23 protein-coding genes are annotated in these 21,132 nt (G+C 70.0%); 13 read left to right on the top strand and 10 right to left on the bottom strand.

Annotated elements, in window-relative coordinates:
* Position 1 precedes the first annotated feature (1 nt).
* On the top strand, positions 2–805 hold the full coding sequence (locus tag NOW55_RS13530) for a TrmB family transcriptional regulator (RefSeq protein WP_256400643.1): 804 nt from the start codon (positions 2–4) through the stop codon (positions 803–805).
* Between the two features lie 63 nt (positions 806–868).
* The gene (locus tag NOW55_RS13525) at positions 869–1,258 is read left to right on the top strand and encodes a hypothetical protein (RefSeq protein ID WP_256400642.1); all 390 of its coding nucleotides are present in this window, start codon (positions 869–871) and stop codon (positions 1,256–1,258) included.
* Positions 1,259–1,271: 13 nt separating this feature from the next.
* On the opposite strand, the gene NOW55_RS13520 is transcribed toward NOW55_RS13525, so the two are convergent.
* Complete coding sequence (locus NOW55_RS13520; protein WP_256400641.1) at positions 1,272–1,550, bottom strand: DUF7521 family protein; 279 nt, start codon at positions 1,548–1,550, stop codon at positions 1,272–1,274.
* A 24-nt stretch (positions 1,551–1,574) separates the two neighbouring features.
* Positions 1,575–2,105, bottom strand: coding sequence for a DoxX family membrane protein (locus tag NOW55_RS13515; RefSeq protein ID WP_256400640.1), 531 nt, complete (start codon positions 2,103–2,105; stop codon positions 1,575–1,577).
* 162 nt (positions 2,106–2,267) lie between these two features.
* Here NOW55_RS13515 and NOW55_RS13510 point away from each other — a divergent pair, with 162 nt between their 5' ends.
* Positions 2,268–3,803, top strand: a complete 1,536-nt coding sequence (locus NOW55_RS13510; protein ID WP_256400639.1) for an amidohydrolase — start codon at positions 2,268–2,270, stop codon at positions 3,801–3,803.
* Positions 3,804–3,821: 18 nt separating this feature from the next.
* On the opposite strand, the gene NOW55_RS13505 is transcribed toward NOW55_RS13510, so the two are convergent.
* Both NOW55_RS13505 and NOW55_RS13500 read right to left on the bottom strand, forming a co-directional pair.
* Positions 3,822–4,148, bottom strand: coding sequence for an AzlD domain-containing protein (locus tag NOW55_RS13505; RefSeq protein ID WP_256400638.1), 327 nt, complete (start codon positions 4,146–4,148; stop codon positions 3,822–3,824).
* Complete coding sequence (locus NOW55_RS13500; RefSeq protein ID WP_256400637.1) at positions 4,145–4,894, bottom strand: AzlC family ABC transporter permease; 750 nt, start codon at positions 4,892–4,894, stop codon at positions 4,145–4,147. Before NOW55_RS13500 ends, NOW55_RS13505 begins: the two co-directional genes overlap by 4 nt.
* Positions 4,895–5,090: 196 nt before the next feature.
* Between NOW55_RS13500 and nadA the strand changes: the two genes are divergently transcribed.
* From nadA to NOW55_RS13480, 4 genes are all read left to right on the top strand, one after another.
* Positions 5,091–6,215, top strand: coding sequence for a quinolinate synthase NadA (gene nadA / locus NOW55_RS13495; RefSeq protein ID WP_256401428.1), 1,125 nt, complete (start codon positions 5,091–5,093; stop codon positions 6,213–6,215).
* Positions 6,216–6,218: 3 nt separating this feature from the next.
* The gene (locus NOW55_RS13490) at positions 6,219–7,721 is read left to right on the top strand and encodes an L-aspartate oxidase (RefSeq protein ID WP_256400636.1); all 1,503 of its coding nucleotides are present in this window, start codon (positions 6,219–6,221) and stop codon (positions 7,719–7,721) included.
* On the top strand, positions 7,721–8,530 hold the full coding sequence (gene nadC / locus NOW55_RS13485; protein WP_256400635.1) for a carboxylating nicotinate-nucleotide diphosphorylase: 810 nt from the start codon (positions 7,721–7,723) through the stop codon (positions 8,528–8,530). Before NOW55_RS13490 ends, nadC begins: the two co-directional genes overlap by 1 nt.
* A 147-nt stretch (positions 8,531–8,677) precedes the next feature.
* A complete protein-coding gene (locus tag NOW55_RS13480) occupies positions 8,678–9,496 on the top strand; it encodes a hypothetical protein (protein ID WP_256400634.1) in 819 nt (272 codons plus the stop codon).
* Between the two features lie 31 nt (positions 9,497–9,527).
* Here the strand turns inward: NOW55_RS13480 and NOW55_RS13475 are convergent, their stop codons facing one another.
* Positions 9,528–9,785 (bottom strand): DUF5789 family protein, encoded by a 258-nt coding sequence (locus NOW55_RS13475; RefSeq protein WP_256400633.1) that lies wholly within the window; start codon positions 9,783–9,785, stop codon positions 9,528–9,530.
* A gap of 129 nt (positions 9,786–9,914) precedes the next feature.
* On the opposite strand from NOW55_RS13475, the gene NOW55_RS13470 reads away from it, so the two are divergent.
* Positions 9,915–10,382 carry a hypothetical protein gene (locus tag NOW55_RS13470; protein WP_256400632.1) on the top strand — a complete coding sequence of 156 codons (468 nt, stop codon included), beginning with the start codon at positions 9,915–9,917 and terminating at the stop codon, positions 10,380–10,382.
* Positions 10,383–10,384: 2 nt separating this feature from the next.
* Here NOW55_RS13470 and NOW55_RS13465 read toward each other — a convergent pair whose 3' ends face one another.
* A complete protein-coding gene (locus NOW55_RS13465) occupies positions 10,385–11,284 on the bottom strand; it encodes a DUF7351 domain-containing protein (RefSeq protein ID WP_256400631.1) in 900 nt (299 codons plus the stop codon).
* A 378-nt stretch (positions 11,285–11,662) separates the two neighbouring features.
* On the opposite strand from NOW55_RS13465, the gene NOW55_RS13460 reads away from it, so the two are divergent.
* Both NOW55_RS13460 and NOW55_RS13455 read left to right on the top strand, forming a co-directional pair.
* On the top strand, positions 11,663–12,871 hold the full coding sequence (locus NOW55_RS13460; RefSeq protein WP_256400630.1) for an MFS transporter: 1,209 nt from the start codon (positions 11,663–11,665) through the stop codon (positions 12,869–12,871).
* Between the two features lie 78 nt (positions 12,872–12,949).
* Positions 12,950–13,414, top strand: a complete 465-nt coding sequence (locus NOW55_RS13455; RefSeq protein ID WP_256400629.1) for a pyridoxamine 5'-phosphate oxidase family protein — start codon at positions 12,950–12,952, stop codon at positions 13,412–13,414.
* Positions 13,415–13,434: 20 nt separating this feature from the next.
* Here NOW55_RS13455 and gpmI read toward each other — a convergent pair whose 3' ends face one another.
* Together gpmI and NOW55_RS13445 are read right to left on the bottom strand one after the other, a co-directional pair.
* A complete protein-coding gene (gene gpmI, locus NOW55_RS13450; RefSeq protein WP_256400628.1) occupies positions 13,435–15,009 on the bottom strand; it encodes a 2,3-bisphosphoglycerate-independent phosphoglycerate mutase in 1,575 nt (524 codons plus the stop codon).
* A gap of 417 nt (positions 15,010–15,426) precedes the next feature.
* The gene (locus NOW55_RS13445) at positions 15,427–15,684 is read right to left on the bottom strand and encodes a hypothetical protein (protein WP_256400627.1); all 258 of its coding nucleotides are present in this window, start codon (positions 15,682–15,684) and stop codon (positions 15,427–15,429) included.
* Positions 15,685–15,787: 103 nt separating this feature from the next.
* Between NOW55_RS13445 and NOW55_RS13440 the strand changes: the two genes are divergently transcribed.
* Complete coding sequence (locus tag NOW55_RS13440; protein WP_256400626.1) at positions 15,788–17,047, top strand: DNA double-strand break repair nuclease NurA; 1,260 nt, start codon at positions 15,788–15,790, stop codon at positions 17,045–17,047.
* Positions 17,048–17,065: 18 nt separating this feature from the next.
* On the opposite strand, the gene NOW55_RS13435 is transcribed toward NOW55_RS13440, so the two are convergent.
* Entirely contained in the window at positions 17,066–17,401 is a 336-nt protein-coding gene (locus tag NOW55_RS13435; RefSeq protein ID WP_256400625.1) for a DUF7113 family protein, read from the bottom strand.
* A gap of 114 nt (positions 17,402–17,515) precedes the next feature.
* Between NOW55_RS13435 and NOW55_RS13430 the strand changes: the two genes are divergently transcribed.
* Both NOW55_RS13430 and NOW55_RS13425 read left to right on the top strand, forming a co-directional pair.
* The gene (locus NOW55_RS13430) at positions 17,516–19,363 is read left to right on the top strand and encodes an ATP-binding protein (RefSeq protein WP_256400624.1); all 1,848 of its coding nucleotides are present in this window, start codon (positions 17,516–17,518) and stop codon (positions 19,361–19,363) included.
* 80 nt (positions 19,364–19,443) lie between these two features.
* Positions 19,444–19,872, top strand: a complete 429-nt coding sequence (locus NOW55_RS13425) for a universal stress protein (RefSeq protein WP_256400623.1) — start codon at positions 19,444–19,446, stop codon at positions 19,870–19,872.
* Between the two features lie 2 nt (positions 19,873–19,874).
* Here NOW55_RS13425 and NOW55_RS13420 read toward each other — a convergent pair whose 3' ends face one another.
* Positions 19,875–21,101, bottom strand: coding sequence for a KaiC domain-containing protein (locus NOW55_RS13420; RefSeq protein ID WP_256400622.1), 1,227 nt, complete (start codon positions 21,099–21,101; stop codon positions 19,875–19,877).
* Positions 21,102–21,132 lie beyond the last annotated feature (31 nt).

The following is a 21,132-nucleotide window of genomic DNA, read 5'->3' as shown; positions in this document are numbered from 1 at the left end:
TATGGCGAGTTTGAGGGACCTGGGTCTGTCGGAGTACGAGGCGAGAGCCTACCGAGCGCTGTTGAACACTGGTCCGACAACGGCCAAGGAGTTGTCCCGGGCGAGCGACGTGCCGATGGGCCGCATCTACGACGTGCTGAACAGCATCGAGCAGTACAATCTCGTGCGGTCACAGACCGCGAGCCGCCCGAAGAAGTACGTCGCGGTGGAGCCATCGACCGCGCTCGACCGCCTGCTGGACGACAAGAAACGCGAGCTGGAGGAGAAGGCCGAGCAGTACGAGAACATCGTCGACGAGCTGTCGGACGAGCTCGACGCCGCCGAGCCCGTCGAGGAGCAGTTCTGGACCGCCTCCGTCGGCGAGGAGGAGACGACCGACCTGCTGCTCGAACGGCTCACCGCGGCCGACGAGCGCATCATCATGGTCGCCTCGACGCCGTCGCCCCAGTTCGACGTGACCGAGGTCGGCGACCAGATCGTCGAGGAGCTGGAGGAGGCCATCGAGCGCGGCGTCGACGTCGACGTGCTGCTCACCCGCGAGATGGTCGCCTCCCTCTCGGAGGAGGTCGGCCGCCGCTACCGGGAGCGCCTCTCCGGCGAGGACTCCTTCCAGGTGCGCACGAGCGAGGAGGTCACGGGCACGTTCAACCTCATCGACGACATGGAGGTCGTCATCCAGGTGCCGAACCCGCTGGGCTCCCGGGAGACGTTCGCGATGATAGACCTCAAAGACCCCGAGTTCGCGGGCGAGGTGTACGCCGAGTTCGAGCCGACGTGGAACGATGCGGAGCCGCTGAGTTTCTGAACCGGCGACGGCGTCTGCTGTCCGGAAAAGGTACTTACCAGTGGGGATAGATGCTCTACGGGCATGAGACGCCGTGCCCTCCTCGCGACGACCGGCGCGCTGGCCTCGTTGGCCGGGTGTTCAGTACTGTCCTCCGGGTCCGCGACGCTCGATTTGTCCGTATTCAATCACGACGACAGTCCGTACACGGTCTATATCGAGCTGTTGCGTCCAGGCGAGAACCGGTCGCGAAGTGAGGCACTCGTTTACGACGCTCGCTTCGATGTCCCTGCCGACGGCGGTGAGACCCGTGAGGCGGTCGTCGAGAAGCGGCCCTACATCGCACGTTACGACGCCTACGAGGACGACAACTTCCTGACCGACCAGGACCACTTCCACTACTACCCTCACGACGACGGCGACGACTTCATCGCCTTCGATATCGACGACCAGGGAACGCTGACGCACCGCTGAGCCGCCAGGCGGCTCACTCGACCTGCTGGTAGAGCGCTACCGCCACGAGCGCGAAACCGACCGCCAGCGCGACGGCCTGTCCCAGTCGCCGCACCGTCGGGTCGAGCCCCACCAGCCCGTCCGCGACGCCGAGCACGCCGGCGGCCGTCAGCGCGGCCAGCCCGACCGCCAGCCAGAGCAACGGCCGCGAGGCGGTCCGTCGATGTGCGCGGTAGGCGACGTGCGCGACGACGCCGCCGAGCGCGACCGAGACCGCGTTCGCCAGGACGGCGAACGGTGTCGTGGAGACCATCGTGGAACGGGGACCTCGGCCGGGTCACCCGAGCAGGTACTGGACCGGACGGTTCTCCCGGACGAAGTCACGCTCCTCGAGGTACGCGTCCACGCCGAGGATGCGGCCGGCCCCGAACGCGCCGAGGCCGAACAGCAACAGCGCGTAGACGATGTGGGAGTCGATGACGATGCCGTTCGCGAGCGGCAGGCTGGCCGCCCAGTAGAACAGCATCATGATCGCGCCCCAGAACGCGCTGAAGCGGACGAACGCGCCGAGCAGGAGCGCGAGCCCGACGAGCGTGAGCCCCCATGCGTTCAGCGGGTCGATGAGCCAGACGTACTCGTTGGCCATGGTCGCCCACATCCCGCCGAAGGGGTTGCCCTCGGGGATGGCGTTCAGCAGGAAGCCACTCGCCGACCAGTCCGGGTCGAGGACCTTCGTGATGCCCGCGTAGAAGAACGTCCAGCCCATGATGAGCCGGAGGCCCAGCAGCGCGTAGCCGACCCACGTCGCGGAGTAGTTGAACCGGGCGCTACGTCCGAACAGCTCGGTCTCGAGTTCGTTGGTTGCCATGGTCGGTCACCTCTACACGTGAACATGGTCGGGGAAACCCCTTCAACCGGGGTTCCGGTTCCCAGACGCTGAAAAGCGGGGCCGCGACGGGTGCGTTCCGGGTCGGTCGACGAGACCACCGCATCCGGAACGGTTTTGCCCACGGCAGGCGGGGCTGGGAACATGACCACAGCGGCCGACCGCGTCCTCACGAACGCGGAGGTGCACACGCTCGCCGACCCCGACGAGACGTACGAGGCAGTCGCCGTCCGCGACGGCGAGGTCGTCCGTCTCGACAGCGCGTACGAGATCGACTTCCTCGTCGGCGTCGACACCGACGTCGTCGACTGCGGGGGACGGACGGTGCTCCCGGGGTTCGTGGACGCCCACACGCACATGCAGCAGCTCGGGCAGTACCAGGTCCACGCGGACCTCTCCGACGCGGGCTCGGTCGACGAGGCGGTCGAGACGCTCGCCAGCGACGCGGCCGACGACGGCGACTGGCTGCTCGGGTTCGGCTGGGACGAGTCCGGGTGGGACGAGCCACGGTACCTCACGCGTACGGACCTGGACCGCGTCAGCGACGAGCGCCCGGTCGCCGCGGTCCGGGTGGACATGCACACGGCCGCGCTGAACTCCGTCGCGCTGGAGCGACTCCGGGACGCGATGCCCGCGGAAGACGTCCGCACCGAGGACGGCGAGCCGACCGGCGTCGTCGTCGAGGACGCCGTCGAGCCGGTGTGGGACGCCATCGACCCCGACCCCGCCGAGACGCGCGAACTGCTCACGGCGGCGCGGGACTACGCCCACCGCCACGGCGTCACCTGCGTCCACGACATGGTGCGCCAGTCCCACGCGCCGCGTGTCTACCGCGAACTCGACCTGGCCGACGAGCTCGACCTGCGGGTCCGCATCAACTACTGGAGCGACCACCTCGACGCGGTGCTGGATGCCGGTCTGCGGACGAACCACGGCAGCGAGTTCGTGCAGGTCGGTGCGATCAAGTCGTTCACCGACGGCAGCTTCGGCGGCCGCACCGCGAAGCTCTCCGAGCCCTACGCCGACGACCCGGAGGAGACCGGCACCTGGGTCGTCGACCCCGACGAGCTCCGCGACATCACCGCGGAAGCGGACGACGCCGGGCTCCAGTGCACCGTCCACGCCATCGGCGACGAGGCCGTCGAGGAGACGCTGTCGGCGTTCGAGGCGACGGAGGACCCGGGTGCGGCCCGCCACCGCGTCGAGCACGTCGAGCTCGCCACCGACGAGCACGTCGAGCGCTTCACCGAGTCCGGCATCGTCGCCTCCTGCCAGCCGAACTTCCTCCGCTGGGCGCAGGATGGCGGGCTGTACGACCAGCGCCTCGGCGAGGAGCGCCGCACGGTGTCGAACCGCTACCGCGACCTGCTCGACGCCGGCGTGCATCTCGCCTTCTCCAGCGACACCATGCCGATGGACCCGCTCCTCGGGGTCTGTCACGCGGTCAGCGCGCCGAGCGAGCACCAGCGCATCTCCGTGACCGAGGCGCTACGGGCGTACACCCTCGGCGGCGCGTACGCGGGCTTCGACGAGGGCCGCATGGGCACCGTCGAGGTCGGGAAGCGGGCGGACTTCGTGGTGCTGGAGGCGTCGCCGTGGGACGTCGGCGCCGAGGAGATACGGGATATCGACGTGGCGATGACGGTCGTCGACGGCGAGGTCGTCCACGACGGGCGGTAGTCAGGCGGCGCTCTCCGCTCAGACCGCCAGCAACAGCCACAGCGCCCCCATCCCGGCCGCCAGCGTCCACGCCATGCTCTCGGTTCGCCAGGCGACGACGGTCGCAACTCCGCCGGCGGCGACCTTCGGCGTCAGGACCGCCACGGTGCCTTCGGGTGCGACCAGCGACGGGAGCACCAGCCCCGCCAGCACCGCGGCGGGGACGAGTTCGAGCGCGCGTTCGGCCAGTCGAGGCACCTCGTCGACGCGCTGGAACAGCACGATGAACGACACGCGGACGAGGTAGCTCCCGACGGCGGCCGCGACGAACGCCGCCCAGAGGACCGGGTCGGACGCCGAGGTCACGGCTCGCCCTCCGTGGTGCCGTCTGGCGTCTCGTCCGGGCGGTCCGCTGGCGGTTCGTCGTCCGTGCCGTCGGGGTCCGCCACGAGTCCGAGACCGACACCAGCGAGTGCTGCGATGACCAGCCCGAGGTCGAACGGGACGCCGAGGCCGGCGGTTGCGCCGACGCCGCCGGCGGCCGCCGCGACGACCCCACCGCGGTCCCGGACGTTCGGGACGAGCAGCGCGAGGAACAGCAGCGGGATGGCGAACTCCAGATGCCACGCGGGCGGGAGTCCGGTCCCGAGCGACGCGCCGGCGGTGACGGAGACGGTCCACGTGGCCCACAGCGGGAGCGCGGTGCCGAAGTAGTACGCCCGCCGGTCGACGGACCCATCTGCCCGGAACTTCGCCACCGAGAGGGCGTACGTCACGTCCAGCAGGAAGAAGGAGAGCACGAGCCGCGAGCGGCGGGAGAACGACTGGAGGTAGGGAGCGATGCTCGCGCTGTACATCGCGTAGCGCAGGTTGACGACGATGGCGGTGAGGACGGCGACGGCGACCGGCGCGTCGCGGGCGAGCAGCTCCATCATGGCGAGCTGGGCGGCCCCGGCGAACAGCAGGGCGGCCGACCAGAGCGCCGTCACGGGATCGAGGCCGAGGTTCGCGGCCGCGACGCCGACGACCAGCCCGAACGGGACGTTCGCCGGCAGTGCCGGGAGGACGGCGCATGCGCCGTCGACGAACGCCGAACGCGCGGTCGAGGTCACGTCTCGGCATCGTCTACGGGGTTCCTGTACGTTGTCGTTCCGGCAGTCTGGGGCACGGAAATCAGTGTGAACGAGTGTCACGAACTCCGGGGTAAGAGTGACTTCCAGCCGCCATTCTGCCTCTTTGAAGAGAAAAGTTATTCAATGTCCGGAACAGAGTTGCAAGTTACCCACAGGTGGACTAAGCGTGCCAAGAATGGAAACCGCGGACTTCGATACGGAGCTCAGTCTCTTCAAGTACGACAACCTGGAACAGCTTCCGCCGGAGTACCGCGACCTCGACGAGGCCGAACGAACCGAACGGATCGAGGCCGCCAAGGCCGAACTCGGCGACGACGTGGTCATCCTGGGCCACAACTACCAGCGCCGGGAGATCGTCGAGCACTCCGATTTCATCGGCGACTCCTACCAGCTGAGCAAGGAGGCCGCCGAGGCCGACGCGCCCTACGTCATCTTCGGCGGCGTGACGTTCATGGCGGAATCCGCCGACATCATCACCGACGACGAGCAGTCCGTCATCCTCCCGTCGATGGAGGCCTCCTGTCCCATGGCGGGGATGGCCGAGGCGCTCCAGGTCGACGCGGCCTGGGAGGAGATCACGAACGCGGCACCCGACGCCGACATCGTCCCCATCACGTACATGAATAGCTACGCCGACCTGAAGGCGTTCTGCGCCGAGCAGGGCGGGCTGGTCTGTACGTCCTCCAACGCCCACCGCGCGTTCGAGTGGGCGTTCGAGCGCGGCGACAAGGTGCTGTTCCTGCCGGACAAGCACCTCGGCGAGAACACGGCCCACCGACTCGGCATGCAGGAGAACATGGCCGAGTGGGACCCGTGGGACCCCGAGGGCAAGGACGCCGAGCAGGTCGCCGAGTCGGACATCATCCTCTGGGACGGCTACTGCCAGGTCCACGAGCGCTTCCGCGTCGACCACATCGAGCAGGTGCGCGAGGAGCACCCCGACGCGAAGGTCGTCGTCCACCCCGAGTGCCGCCGCGAGGTCGTCGAGGCTGCCGACAGGGCCGGCAGCACGTCGACCATCACGCAGACTATCGAGGACGCCGACCCCGGCGACACCTGGGCCATCGGCACCGAGATTCACCTCACGAACCACCTCGCTCGCTGGCACCCCGACGTGAACGTCCTCCCGCTGTGTGGCGACGCCTGCATGGACTGCAACGCGATGCGCCAGATCGACCCGAACTACCTCACCTGGGTGCTGGAGGAGCTGGTCGAGGGGCGCGAGCGCAACGTCATCGAGGTCGCACCCGAGGAGAAGGAGCTCGCGAAGGTCGCCCTCGACCGGATGCTGGAGGTCTGACCGATGGCACGAGAAACGGACGTACTCGTCGTCGGCACCGGCATCGCGGGCTGTGCGGCCGCGCTCGGTGCTGCGCGCGAGGGCGCGGACGTGCTCGTCGTCACGAAGGCCGCAAAGCCCGAGGACGCCTCCTCGGACTGGGCACAGGGCGGCATCTCCACGACGGGCACCGACCCGGAGACGTTCAAACAGGACATCCTCGACGCCAGCGCCGGCACCGCCGACGAGGACGCAGTGGACGTGCTCGTCGACAACGCCGACGCGGCCGTCCAGGACGTGCTCGTTCGGACGCTCGGCGTCGACTTCGACGTCGCCGCCGACGGCGAGGCCGGCGAGTTCGACTACACGCGCGAGGCGGCCCACTCCGAGGAGCGAATCCTCCACGTGGACGCCTCGACCGGGCGGCACATCCTCCGGCCGTTCCTCAACCACCTCGCGGACCACGACTCCGTCGAGATTCTGGAGGACACCGCCGCACTGGAGCTGATAACGCACGAGGGCCGGGTCCACGGCGCGATGCTCGACACCGAGAAGACGGGCGAGCCGGTGTACGCCGGCACCACGGTACTCGCCACGGGCGGCATCGGCGACCTGTTCGGCCGGAGCACCAACCCGGCCGGCTCGACCGGTGACGGCATCGCGATGGCAGCCCTGGCGGGTGCCGACGTCGCGGACATGGAGTTCGTGCAGTTCCACCCGACCGCCTACGCTGGCGACGACCCGTTCCTGCTCTCGGAGGCCATCCGGGGCGAGGGCGGACTCCTGCGAAACGGCGACGGCGAGCGGTTCATGCCGGAGTACCACGCGGACGCCGAGCTCGCCCCCCGCGACGTGGTCGCCCGGGCGGTGCAGGACGAGATAGACGCGACGGGCGAGGTCACGCTCGACGTGTCGACGCTCGACGAGCCGTTCGACGAGGCGTTCCCGGACCTCGCCGCGAAGTGTGAGGAACGCGGCGTGGACTGGGAGTCGGGCATCCCGGTCGCACCCTGCGAGCACTTCCTCTGTGGCGGCGTCGACGTCGACCACGAGGGCAGCGCGAGCCTCGACCGCCTGTACGCCGTCGGCGAGTGCGCCCGCACGGGCGTCCACGGCGCGAACCGCCTCGCCAGCACGAGCCTGCTCGAAGGGCTCGTCTGGGGCTTGCGCGCCGGCGAGGACGCGGTCGGCGTGGAACCCGAGGCCGTCGAGGCTCCGGAGCTGCTCGACCGCGACCCGGATCTACCGGAGCGGTTCGCCGGCGAGAAGTTCCACCGGCTCCGGCGCACGATGGACGAGTACGTCGGTCTGCGACGGAACACCGGGGACCTCGGCCGCGCACAGGCCGTCCTCCGACGGCTGAAGGGGGAGGTCGACGCCTACGTCCGCACCCGGACCGCGCGCGACCTCTACGAGCTCCGGAACGCGAGCGTCACGGCGCTGCTCGTCGCGCGGGCCGCCGCCGAGAACACCGAGAGCGTCGGCTGTCACTACGTCGAGCAGCCGGCGGCGGCCAGCCAGAACTGATGCTGCACGACAGCCAGGTCGAGGCGTGGCTCCGCGAGGACCTCGGCCACCACGACGTGACCAACGAGGTGCCCGGGGAGACGGCGGGTCGTCTCGTCGCCAAGGAGGGCGGCGTCGCCGCCGGCCTCGACGCCGCCGAGCGCGTGTTCGACTACCTCGACGTCGACGTGACCGAGCGCGTCGAGGACGGGACACGGATCGACGCCGGCGAGGTCGTGCTCCGCGTCGCGGGCCCCGCCAAGGCGGTCCTCCGCGGCGAGCGCGTCGCGGTCAACGTCGCGGGCCACGCCTCCGGCGTCGCCTCCCGGACCCGCCGCGCCGTCGACGCCGCCCGCGCGGTGGACGACGACGTGCGCATCGCCGCCACCCGGAAGACCACGCCCGGGCTGCGGGAGCTGGAGAAGCGCGCGGTCGTTGCCGGCGGCGGCGACACCCACCGGCTCGACCTCTCGCACATGGTGATGGTGAAGGACAACCACATCGAGGAGCTCGGGCTCGAATCGGCGGTCGAGCACTTCCGCGAGCGCGTCTCCTTCGCCACCAAGATAGAGGTCGAGGTCGAATCGCCCGCGGACGCCCCACGCGCCGCCGACGCTGGCGCGGACGTGGTCCTGCTCGACAACATGAGCCCCGAGCGCACGACCGAGGCGGTCGACCTGCTGCCCGACGGCGTGCTGGCGGAGGCCTCGGGAGGCATCACCGTCGGCACCGTGCCGGACTACGCGACGACCGGGGTCGACGTCGTCTCGATGGGCTCACTGACACACTCCGCGGCGAGCCTGGACTACTCCTTCCGGACCGGTGAGTGAGGGTATCGCAGCCGGTCTCCCTCACGACACCCCGGACACTAAACACGTAGCGCCCCCGTTCTTTGACCAGCGCTATGTTAGCAACGGACATGGAAGCTGGATGGACGGGACTCGCGACAGTCCACGGACTCGGGGGTGAGTCGACGGATGGTTCGTAAACACACCTACTACCGAGCGGTGTCGGTGCTCTGGTTCTTCGGGTCGATGGTGGGGTTCATCGTGGTGGGCCTGGGGATGCTCGAGCCGACGGTCCCGGCGTCGCTGGTCCCCAGTCGGGCTGTCGCCTTCGGCGGCGGTGTCGGCGTGGGGCTCGCCGGCCTGGCGGTCATACAGTTGTTCCAGGCGAGAGCCTGGGTCCGGGCGGGCCGGGGCGCGGACCTCTCGTCCCAGGGTCTCGCGCTGCCCCTCCGGACGCCCGACATGGTGGGCGAGGTCGACGGCCGGCCCGTCCGAGCGTTCACGGTCAGTCGGTCGACCGGCGGCGGGGAATCGAGCGGCAAGTCGACGTTCACCCGTGTCGAGGCCGACCTGGACGAACCGGCCGGGACGGGCTGTCTGGTCTACCCCCACGGCGACGTGAGCGCCGGCGACGAGGCACTGCGTGACCTCCAGCTGCCGAGCGCCAGCGTCGACGGCGTGCTCGCCATGGGCCCCTCGGAGGAGTTCGCCCGGGCGGTCCTCACGCCGGCCGTCGTCGACACCCTCGGGGAGGCCGACTCCGTCGATGCCGTGTACGCGGGCGACGCCGGCGGACTGGTGGCGGAGCTGGTGTCCGCCAACGACAGTTCGTTCCTCGGCGGGCTGGCCAAACGGGCCATGAAGTCGCTCCCGGGTGGCGAGTCGTCGGCCGGCATCGAGACGAAGGGGGCAGTCCTCGACGCCGACATGCTGGCCGACCAGACGCGGGCCGTCGCCGCCGTCGCCGAGGGTTTCGAGCAGGCCGCCGGCACTACTCCGGCGGCGTGAGGGAGGCTGGCGACCGCCCACCCGCGACCGCCTACCCTTCGCCCTCGGACTGGAACGGCTCGCCGACGGAGCGCCGCGGGAGCAGGCTCAGTACCTCGCTCCTGAGTTCGTCCACGGAGGCGAAGGTGTCGGCGTCCGACCCTGCGACAGTCTCGGCGAGGTTCGCCTCGCCGTCCGCGAGCTGGAGGGTCACGTCCTCGCAGTCGGCGGCCACCTCGTCGGGGTCGACCGGGTAGTCGAAGTCGGTGAGGAGTCCGTCGAGTTCGTTGAGCTTGATCTTGCGTGCCATCGTGTCGAGGTTCGCTCCCGCGGCCGATAGCCGTGGTTACCGGTTCCGTGTCGGATTGTTGTGGACCCGCCGCCCGCCTCGCCGTCGCGACCGTAACCGTTACACTGGACCGCGGCCGTACGCGTCACAATGACCGCGGAGAACCGGACGCCCCCCCGCATCGCCCTCGTGTCGGTCGCCGCCCTCTGCAGCGTTGCACCGCTGTCCGTCGTCGCGCTGCTGAGCGGTGCCGCCACCCTCGCGGGCTGGCTCGGCGTCGCCCCGCTCGCGGGTCCCGTCGAGACGGCCGTCGCGGTCCTCGCGGGCGTCCTCGCACTCGTCGTGGCCTCCGTCGCCGTCGACGTGGCGTTCGACGGCGCGGACGGCGTCCGCACGGGCGGCCGCTGGTCGGCGGTCCGCCTCGTGGCCGTCTGGAGTGTCGTTCTCGCCACCGCCCTCGTGATGCTCGACCTCGCGGTGGCCCTGCTGCTCGCGGTACCCGGCCACGGCTACTCGCCGTTCGTCGCGGCCATCCCGCTCGTGTTCCTCGCCGCGTTCGCCGTCGCTGCCGTCCGGACGCTCGTGGCGTTCCGGGACGGCTTTGCGAGCGCGCGCTGAGCCTACTCGGCCAGCACGTCGACCACGTCGGCCCCCTCGACGCTGGCGACCAGCTCCCCCTCCTCCCCCGGCACCCGGACGGTCACCCGCCACGGCTCGCGCGACTCGATGGTCGTGTACCGGTCGCTCACGCAGAGCGCCAGCTCCCAGAACGGCGGCTCGCGCAGATCCTCGCCCCGGTTCCGGTGGAACGCCACCACGTCGGGGTGGTCGAGCAGCAGCATGCCGAACGATGGGAGCACGGAGAAATCGCAGCGGACGCAGTCGAACGCCGGCAGCGCCTCGTAGCCCCACTCCGGCGGGATGTCGGTCGTCACGTGGCCGTCCATCCTCGCGGTGCACTCCGGGCAGACCCCGTCGGTCGCGAAGGAGACCCGGTGGCGGACCAGCCGGTCGAAGGCGAACAGCACGTCGTCGAGCGACCGTTCCGCGAAGCCGCCCGGCGGGAAGTCGTTGCTCGTCAGGCCCGTCTCGCAGGCTGCACAGCGGACGTGGAGCTTCTCGTCGGCGTAGGAGACGCGGAGGTCGGCGTCGCCGCACTGTGGGCAGCTTCCGTCGATGGGCTCGTCCGCCAGCGCGGCGCGCTCGGTGAACGTCCCCGCCCTGATGGCGCGGACGACCTTCCGGGCCGGGTAGCGGGCCCGGTAGCCGTCCCCGGTGTGCTCGACGAACCGGTCTCTGAGCTCCTGCAGGTGGTAGTTGAAGTGCGCCGAGTCGTCGGTGTCGACCTGCGCGTGGAGCGCGGAGAACGACACCGGGTCGCTCCCGTAGCCCGCCGCGTCGGTGAGTTCGACCAGCCCTTGGAGCGTCTGGAGGCGTGTGCCGTCGCTCAGGAGTCTGAACGCCTCCGTCGGTGGGAGTGTTGGCTCCTCGTCGTCGGTGTCGGCTTCCTCGGTCGGCATCTGGTTCGTGTCTTGGATTGGTGTTGTCCGGTAAAGTCGTCTGGGTGTTGTGTGGGTGGATTCGGGGGCCTCGCTGCGCTCACGGGTCGCTAGCGCTCCCCGTTCGCATCGCGGTACTCACTCGCTCGCACTCGCTCCGAACCGCGCACCGCTCGGCACGTTCGCCAGCCTGAGAGCAAGCTCTCGCTGGCCATCGGAATCGCGGAGCGATTCCGAGACAGCCGCGCGCCACCCGGCTGGTCGGACGATGTCGCCGACGTGAGTTTACAATATCTGTAAACCTCGAACGGAGGTACAGCCGCTACCGAGTCCTATCAACCACGGTACAAAATCGCGCTTCAGGGAACGCCTATGGGCCGTGTCCGTCGAAATTGGAGTGTGAGCCGCCCAGCCCTCCCCTCCGCTTCGGCCCTCCCCTCCGGTCCCGTCGCGAAGTACTACCTCTACAAGCTGACGGCGACGGCCGGGCTGACGGTCCCCGTCTGGGTGCTGTTCCTGCGCGCCCAGCACCTCAGCTACACCGAGATCATGCTGCTCGACGCCATCTGGTGGGTCGGTCTCACCGCCGGCGAGATACCGACGGGCTACGTCGGCGACCGGATGGGCTGGCGCAACAGCCTCGTGGTCGGCAACGCGCTCCGGGCCGCCGCCGTCGTGGTGATGGGGCTCGTCTCGACGTTCGCCGCGTTCGCCGCCGTCTACCTGCTCTGGGCGCTGGGTTCGACGCTCATGTCGGGGAGCACCGACGCCTGGCTGTACGAGACGCTGGAGCGACAGGGCGACGCCGACGCGTTCGCCCACTACCGGGGTCGCGGGCAGTCGCTGAAGCTGGGCGCGGGCGCGGCGGCTGCGGTCCTCGGCGGCTACCTCGGGACGGTGAGCTTCCGGCTGCCGTTCCTGCTGACGGGCGTGCTGTGGGCGGTCGGCGCGGTCGTGCTGGCGACGATGCCGGCGGTCGACGTGGCCGCCGACGACCGGTTGACCGCGTTCGAGGCGCTGCCGGTGCTGCGCGAGCGCCTGCTCTCGGTCGAGCTCCGGGGCGTCGTGCTCTGGGTGGCGGTCGTGCTGGCCGTCGTGAGCGCGACGGGGCGGCTGACCCAGCCCGTCGCCGTGGACCTCGGCGTCCCGGCGGCGTGGCTCGGCTGGCTCTACGCCGGGTTCACCCTGCTCGCCGCGGTCGCGAGCGACCGGTCGGCGTGGCTCCGGGACCGCTTCGGCTTCGACGGGTGGCTCGTCCTCGCGCCGGCCGTCCTCGGCGGGTTCCTCGCGGCGGTCTGGTTCGCGCCGGTCGTCGCCCTGCCGGCGTTCGTGCTGGTCCGCGCGGTCCGGACGCCGACGGAGACGCTCGCCAACGAGTACGTCAACGACCGCGTGGCGACGGCCGGCCGCGCCACGACGCTCTCCGGTGTCTCGATGGTCAACGCCGTCGTCGCCATCCCCTTCGGTGTCGCGCTCGGCGCGGTCGCCGACCTGTCGCCGTACCTCGCGCTGGCGGGCATCGGTGCGGTGCTGCTCGCGCTCGCCGGCGTGGTCGGTCTCGGTGGCCTCGTCGCGACGGGCGAGACGGAGCCGCGCCCGGCGGACTGAGGCCATCCCACGCAGTTTTGACAGCGAGGAGATGCTTCTGTGGCGCGATTTATGGGTCCGGACGCCGATATCTCACATATGGACGACAACAGCCCCGTGACGATGTCTGTCGAGGACCGCGACGCGTTCCTCGGCACCGGCGGGACCGGCGTGCTCTCGCTCTCGACGGACGAGGCCGACGCACCGCACGCGATCCCCGTCTCCTACGGCTACGACGCCGTCGAGTCCACGTTCTACTTCCGGCTGGCCGTCGGGGAGGACCGCGAGAAGGGCGAGCTCGACGGCCGGGCCGTGACGTTCGTCGTGTACGGGCGTGACGGCGGCGATGAGGAGGACGGGGACTGGCAGAGCGTCGTCGCGAAGGGCACCCTGGCGGACATCGAGCGCGACGACGTCGCGACCGAGAGCCTCGCTGCACTCGACCGCGTCACGATCCCGCTCGTCGACATCTTCGGCGCACCGACGAGCGACGTGGCGTTCCAGTTCCTCCGGCTGGTCCCCGACGAGCTGTCCGCCCGCGAGGAGAGTCCGACGTCCCGCTGAGACCACCGGCGGCGGCCGACTCAGGCGTCGTCCAGCAGACTCCGGCCGGTCATCGCGGCCGGCTGGTCGACCCCGGCCAGCGCGAGCAGCGTCGGCGCGACGTCACAGAGCGAGCCACCCTGATGGACCTGCGTCCCGCCGTCGTCGCCGTCGGGCGAGAGGTAGACGAACGGCACGTCGTTGTACGTGTGCGCCGTGTGCGGGTCGTCCTCGGTGCCCATGTCGTCGGCGTTGCCGTGGTCGGCCGTCACGATGGCGTGCCCGTCGGCCGCCTCGACGGCCGCGAGCAGCCGCCCGAGCTGGGTGTCGACCGCCTCCACGGCCGCCACGGCCGCGCGGTAGTCGCCCGTGTGGCCCACCATGTCCGGGTTCGCGTAGTTTAGCACGAGCACGTCCGGGTCGTCGCGCTCGATGTACCGGATGGCGGTGTCGGTCACCGCCTCCGCGCTCATCTCCGGCGTCTCGTCGTACGTCGGCACGTCCGGGCTCTCGATTATCTCGCGTGACTCGCCGGGGAACTCGACCTCCCGGCCGCCGTTGAGGAAGTAGGTGACGTGGGCGTACTTCTCCGACTCCGCGAGCCGGAGCTGCGTGAGCCCAGCCTCGGAGACGACCTCTCCGAGGGTGTCGGCCGGCTGGCGCGGGGCGAACGCGACGGGCAGGCCGAACGTCCCGTCGTACTCAGTCATCGTCACGACCCGCACCGCGGGCGGGTCCGGCCAGTTCGCGACGGACTCGTCCTCGGGCTCGATGTCGGCGAGCAGCCGGGTCAGCTGGCGCGCGCGGTCCGACCGGAAGTTGAAGAGGAGGACGGCGTCGCCGTCGTCGACCCCGGCGTGCTCGCCGACCGTCGTCGCCTCGACGAACTCGTCGGTGTCGCCCCGGTCGTAGCTCGCCTCGACGGCCGCCACCGCCGTCTCGGCGTGGTGCTCGGCCTCGCGCTCGACGATGGCGTCGTACGCCGCCCGCGTGCGCTCCCAGTTCCGGTCGCGGTCCATCGCGTAGTACCGGCCGGTGACGCTGGCGACGTCGCCCGTGCCGTACTCCGCGACGACGGATTCGAGCTCGGCGAGATAGCCCGCGCCCGACCTCGGCGGCGTGTCCCGCCCGTCGGTGAACGCGTGGGTGACCGCCGGGGTGCCCCGCTCCGCGGCCAGCTCGATGAGCGCGTGGAGGTGTGCCTGCGAGGAGTGGACGCCCCCATCGCTGACGAGGCCCATGAGGTGCACCCGGCCGCCGTGCTCGTCTGCGTGGTCGAACGCCGACGTGATGGCCTCGTTCTCGTCGAACGCGCCGTCCGCATCGTCCACGGGTGCGTCCGCGTCCCCGCGCCAGCGCGCGATGGCGTCCTCGATGCGCGTGTACTCCTGCATCACCACCCGACCCGCGCCGATGTTCAGATGCCCGACCTCCGAGTTTCCCATCTGCCCGCCTGGGAGGCCCACGCGCCGGCCCGTCACCGCTAGTCTACCGTACGCGCCCTCCCGGCTGATCCGGTCGAACACCGGCGTGTGGGCCGCCGCGACGGCGTCCCTGTGGTCGCCCGGGTCGTCGTTCAGGCCCCAGCCGTCGAGGATCACGAGTGCCGCCTTCATGTTCGAGGTGTCGTGGGTCTGCTCAATGAATCGTTCGTTCGCCCCTCGTATGTGGTTCGCCGACGCCGTCACCAGTCACACGGCCAAGACACCCCGCGCCGGCAGGCGCGTGGGTGTCGAGGGGGAGGGCTAGCGCGGTGCGGTCGCGGTGCGGTCGCGGTGCGGTGCGGGGTGGGACTGAAAGGGGCGGCGGGCTACGCGAACCCGGACGAAGCAAGGACCGCAGCGGAGCGAGGACCGCAGCGAGTTCTCCGCGAGCTTGCGAGCGGAGGGCAGCGAGACGACGAAGGAGTCTCGCCAGTCCCGGGAGCGTAGCACGCCGGGGCTTTCTGGCTGTTCGTGTCGCCAGTCGATCCCCCGACTCACGCAACAGGCGCACCCACGCCACGAGGAACGGTGAAACAGAACGAAGACGAGTTACTCGGACACGAACTCGGCACCGCAGTCGCCACAGCGCGACCCGTTCCCGGGTCGCGTCCGCTGGGCGAAGACGGCCCCGCAGTCGTCGCAGACCATGAACAGGCGGTGCTCGGGGTCGACGCCGGCTTCGAACGACATCTCGACCCAGGCGTCGGGGTTGTCGGGGTCGAAGATGCGGACGCCGTCGTCGGTCCGCCGCCAATCGTACTCCGCGTCGTCGCCGGTCTGGACGGGGTCTGCACCCAGGTCTGGCATCACGACTAGCTGCGACGCGCCGAAACATAAGGCCGTTGATAAATTTGAACACGGAACCGAGTTAACCGTCGGTTTTTACCCGCTGCGGGAGAACCGCCGGGATATGACGCTCGACCCGGTGCACTTCGACGGCATCGCGGAGCTGGCCCGCCGCATCCGGTACGACGTGGACGAGTCGGACCACCGGGAGTTCGCGGAGACCGTCTGGAACGAGTTCCTCGACCCGCTGGTCCACGACGGCCGGACGGTGCTCGAACCGCTCGACGGGCTGGCCAGGCACTCGGCACCGGTCGAGGACGTGGCGCTGACGGAGACGGCGTTCGACACCGTCCACGGGCTGGACTCGGGCACCATCAACCCGACGACGTTCACGAACGGGCTGGTGCTGGACATCGCGCAGGCGGCGATGTCGTCGACGCCGTCGGACCTCGGGCTGCATCGGGCGCGTACCCTCGTGATGACCGTCCACACGAACGACGCGACGGTCGACGTGGACGAGGCCGACTGGTCGATGGGCGACGAGGGGTTCATCCGGTCGCAGATACGTCACGCCCCGCACGTCAACCGGTTCGAGGAGGGCGTCGTCCACGCGCTGGCGCTCTACCTCGCCGAGTCGCACCACGCGCTCACGCAGGCCGAGGTCGTCGACGACCTGCTCGTGCTCGACGGGCCGCTCTACCCGAAGGGGCTGCTGAAGTGGGCCGACCGCCACCCCGAGCTGGCGACGCTGCTGGCCGAGGAGGACCAGCCGAAGGAGGTCGTCGGCAACTACGTCGAACTCGTCGAGACGTTCGTCGCCCGTGACGTGCCGCTCGTCGGCTTCGTCAAGAACCCCGCCTCGAAGGTCGTCACGCAGGTCGTCCGGAAGACGGGCGGGCAGGCCCCCTGGGTCGACGACTCGGCGTTCTTCTCGCGGGTGCTCGAACGCCGCGAGCAGGGCGACGACGGCGAGTACAAGCGCGACACCGGCACGCTCACCTGCACGAACTGGTTCCGCTCGCGCGGCGGCGTCGACCGCCCGCTCTCGACCGACGGCGACGCCCTCGGCGTGGAGCGCCGGCTCGAAGACACCGAGTACGAGGTCACCTTCTGCATGGTGTACGACCCGCGCGAGGACATCGTCTACCGGCTCGAAGCGCCCTACGCGTTCACGAAGGACGAAGACCTGCGCGAGGAGCTCCGGCTGTTCGCGATGCAGGAGGTCGCCGCCGAGTCCGGGCCGCCCCGCGCCGTCTCGAAGGCCGACGAGCTGGCGCGCATCAGTCGTGACGAGAAGCGCGCGCTCCGGGAGACGCTGGAGGAGAGCTTCGACGCCCGGCGCGCCCGGAACTACGACGACGTGCGCTGGGGCGACGGAGAGTAGCACTCAGGCCGGCCGTGCTCAGGCCGGCTCTGCCTTCGTCGTCGTCACCTCGACGTCGGCGGGGTCGACGCCGATGCGGGCGAACTGCGTGCGGACGTGCTCTTCGGCCGCCTCGACGGCCTGCTCCTTCGTGTCGAAGCCACGCGGCATCGGGGACTCGAAGGCGACGTTGACCGTCTCGCCGTCGACCTGCTGTACCGTGCCGCCGCTCTCGACCGCGTAGAACTCGTCACAGACCCAGACGTACGGCGCGTCCTCGTCGGGGGCACCCCGGAACTGCGGGGCCTCCTCGCCGCGTTCGTAGATGGTCCCCGTCAGGTCGGTGTCGGCCGCACTTCCGCGTACGAGCAACATGGCCCGCTCCTATGTGCCGGGGTCGGATAAGGACGCGGGCTACGGGGATTGTTGGCAGGTAGCATGGTCTCAGCATGGGAAACGGGTTTGACCCCGGGCATCATTGCCCCGGACATGACTGACCTCGGCGATTTCGGCGACTTCGATGGCGGCGACGACGGGGGCGGGTCGTCGGGCGACGACGGCACGCCGGCGGACGACGGCGGCGCGGGCGGCGAGAGCGAACCGACACCCACCGGCGGCTCGTCGGCCCGCGAGGACGAGTTCGAACCGCTCGACGTCTCCCCCCGGGGGAGCGACCGCGGCATCGGCACCATCGCGGTCTCCGAGGGCCTGCAGATCTGCGAGCGCGAGGAGGACACCCAGCTCCGGGCGTACGTCACGACGGGCAACCGGCCGAACGTCCGCATCGGCTCGTACCTGCTCGTCCCCTACCCCGACGGCGAACGGCTGTTCTGTCGCATCACCGGGCTGGAGTACGCCCAGGCGTTCCACGCCGACGACGCCACCGAGATACACGCACGGCGGGCGATGCGCCGCGACGGCATCGACGAGGCCGACTACAAGTTCATGGCGACGCTGGAGCCGATGGCCGTGCTGTTCGAGCAGGACGGCGAGCTCACCCGGCGGATGGTCGACCGCGTCCCGAAACCGGAGACGGTCGTGCGCGAGGCCGCCGACACCTCCGAGATCAAGACCGGGCTGAAGATGCCCGAGGACGGCGTGTTCATCGGCCACCTCTCCGTCGGCGGCGAGAAGGTCACGACCAATGCGGAGCCGCCGACCATCGACTACCGGCTGAAGGACGACTACGACTCGGGCGACCCGCTCGTCTTCCGGCACACACTCGTCGCCGGCGGCACCGGCTCGGGGAAGACCCACGGCGCGAAGAACATCCTCCGGCAGTACGTCGCCGACGAGCGTACCTACCCCATGGAGGACGGCCGCTCCGTCACCCCGGCGCTCGTGATGTTCGACCCGCAGGACGAGTACGCCCAGATGCACGACGACAACCCGGAGATGACCGACGCGTTCGCCCGCCGGCTCGAACGCGAGGGGGTCGCCCACGGTGGCGTTTCGGACACGACGGCGTTCGTCCCGAAGGTCGGGCAGGCGACCTACGCGGCCGACCACCACCGCGCCGAGCAGGTCGAGTTCACCGTGCCGTTCTCGATGGTGCGCTCGCGCCCCTGGCTCGTCGCCAGCGCGGGCCTGAACGACAACCAGTACCCGGCGCTGAAGTACCTCCTCAAGCGGTTCTTCGACCAGCACGGGAACGAGGGCACCTACGAGCAGTTCCGCCGGTTCCTCGACGACCCCGCGCTGAAGGAGGAGCTCGACGAGTCCGGGCGCGTCCACGAGGCGACCTTCGACGCCGTCAAGCGCCGCACCTACGGCTTCGGCGACGTGTTCGACCAGGCCGCCCGGCCGATCACCGAGCTCGTCCACGAGTTCGTCCGCCCCGGCGGGGTTTCGGTCGTCCCGACCTACCACGTCAACGACACCCGGGCGACGACGACGGTCGTGCTCGCGCTCGCCAGCCTGCTCGTCGACGAGAAGCTCTCGAACGACCCGACCCACGACCGCATCAAGGAGACGCCGCTCGTGCTCGGCATGGACGAGGCACACAACTTCCTCACCGACGCCGACAACGTGCAGGCCCGGAAGGTCATCTCGAAGTTCACCGACGCCGCCAAACAGGGCCGGAAGGAGCGCCTCGGGCTGTTCCTCATCACGCAGGACCCCCAGGACATCGCCGACCCGGTGTTCAAGCAGGTGAACACCAAGGTCGTGCTGAACCTCGGCGACGAGGACGCCATCAAGTCCGTGAACATCCCGCCGAACCTGGAGAGCAAGGTGCCCTACATGGAGAAGGGACAGATGGTCGTCTACTCGCCGGACAACTCCGAGCCCGTCGAGTGCATCGGGCTGTCGACGTGTGTGACGGAGCACGGGCGGTAGTCGGTCGCGTCGCTTCGAGCGCGCGAATCCCCCGACAGCCGGGTGGAAGCTTTACTACGCCTCCTGCGCTATCCTCTAGCATGGACCGTCGCGTGCTCGTGGCCTACGACGACTCCGTCCAGTCGACGGAGGCGCTGGAGTTCGCCCTGGAGGAGTTCGCGGACGCGACGCTGGTCGTGCTCACCATCGTCGACCCGGCGGAGGCGAACACCCGGCGGGCGTTCTCGATGCCGACGTTCGCGAGCGAGTGGTACGAGGAGGCCCGCGAGGACGCGGACGAGCTGCTGGCGGAGGCGACCGAACTCGCCAGCGCCGCGCACGTCGACATCGAGACCGAGCTCGCCGTCGGGCGGCCGCCGAAGACCATCGTCGAGTACGCGAAAGAGCACGACTGCGACCACATCGTCACCGGGAGCCACGGACGCTCGGGCGTCTCGCGCATCCTGCTCGGGAGCGTCGCCGAGACGGTCGTCAGGCGGTCGCCGGTGCCCGTGACGGTCGTGCGGTAGGTTCAGAAGATGTTCGCCTGCCGGTGGACCGAGATGCCCTTGTCCGTTATCTCGTAGGGCTTCGTCTCGCGGGAGTGGTTCGCGTCGCGGATCTTCTGGATCTCCACGGCGAGGCGCGTCTCCCTGAAATCGGAGGGTCGGACGTACTGGAGGATGAACACCGCGTCGGTGAGGTACTCGACGATGCCGTGGCGGGAGACGAACGGCGAGTCCTCGCTGGCCTCGCTCGTCAGCATCGTCGTGATGCCGGAGTTCTTCAGGCTCTGCGTGAAGTCGTACACCTCGGTCCGGCGCTTGGCGCGGGAGTCGTACATCATCTCCAGCAGCGAGACGGAGTCGAGCACGAGCCGGGTCGCGCCGAACTGCTCGATGAGCCGGGGGAGGTCGGACCGGATGGAGGCGAGGCTGTTCGCCATCTCGATGGGATCGATGTCGACGATAGCGAGCCGGTCGTCCTCGACGTACTCGTCGAACGGCATCCCCTTCTCGACGGCGGAGTTGATGACGCGCTCGCTGCTCTCCTCCAGCGTGATGAAGATGGCGCGCTCGCCGTTCGCCAGCGCCTCGTTCAGGAACTGCAGGCCGAACGTCGTCTTCCCGGTCCCGGCCGACCCGATGGTGACCATCAGCGAGCGCTCGGGGACGCCCCCCTGGATCATCTCGTCGAGGCCCTTGATGCCGAGGTCGACGCGCGGCAGGTCCGAGTCGAACTCATCCTCGTCGAAGCTGGTACCGCCCAGGCTGGCCCCACCGCCCATGTCGAACTGCTCGCCGCCGTCGCCCATGTCGAACTCGCCAGGGTCGAACTCGCCGACGGTCCCGTCCATCTCGCCGATGTCCGCGTCCATCCCGCCACCGCCGGCGTCCGCGCTGTCGGGAAGCTGGATGTCGCCCATCGCCGCGCCGAAGTCGTCGTCGAACAGCCCGCCGTCGTCCGGGGCGTCATCGCCGTCGGTACCGTCGTCGCCGGTGGTTGCGGCGTCGCCGCCAGCGTCGGCTCCATCGTCGTCCACGTCGGGGTCGAGCGCCTGCCAGGCGTCGGTCTCCGTCGGGTCCGCGGTGGTGTCCTCGACCGTCGTCCCGTCGTCGGCTGGCGCTCCGTCGTCGGCGTCCGAGGCTGCCCGCCCGTCGGCTTCGTCGCCACCGTCGGTGTCGTCCCTCTCCTGGTGCTGGTCGCGGCGCTCACGGACGGCCTGCTCGAACCAGTCCAGGTCGTCGTCGTCACTCATGGCACGCCAGCTCCGTTGGGGCGGACGGTCC

It is taken from the genome of Haloarchaeobius litoreus (genome assembly GCF_024495425.1).
Lineage (GTDB): Archaea > Halobacteriota > Halobacteria > Halobacteriales > Natrialbaceae > Haloarchaeobius > Haloarchaeobius litoreus.
This window is presented reverse-complemented; position numbering and strand designations above follow the sequence as displayed.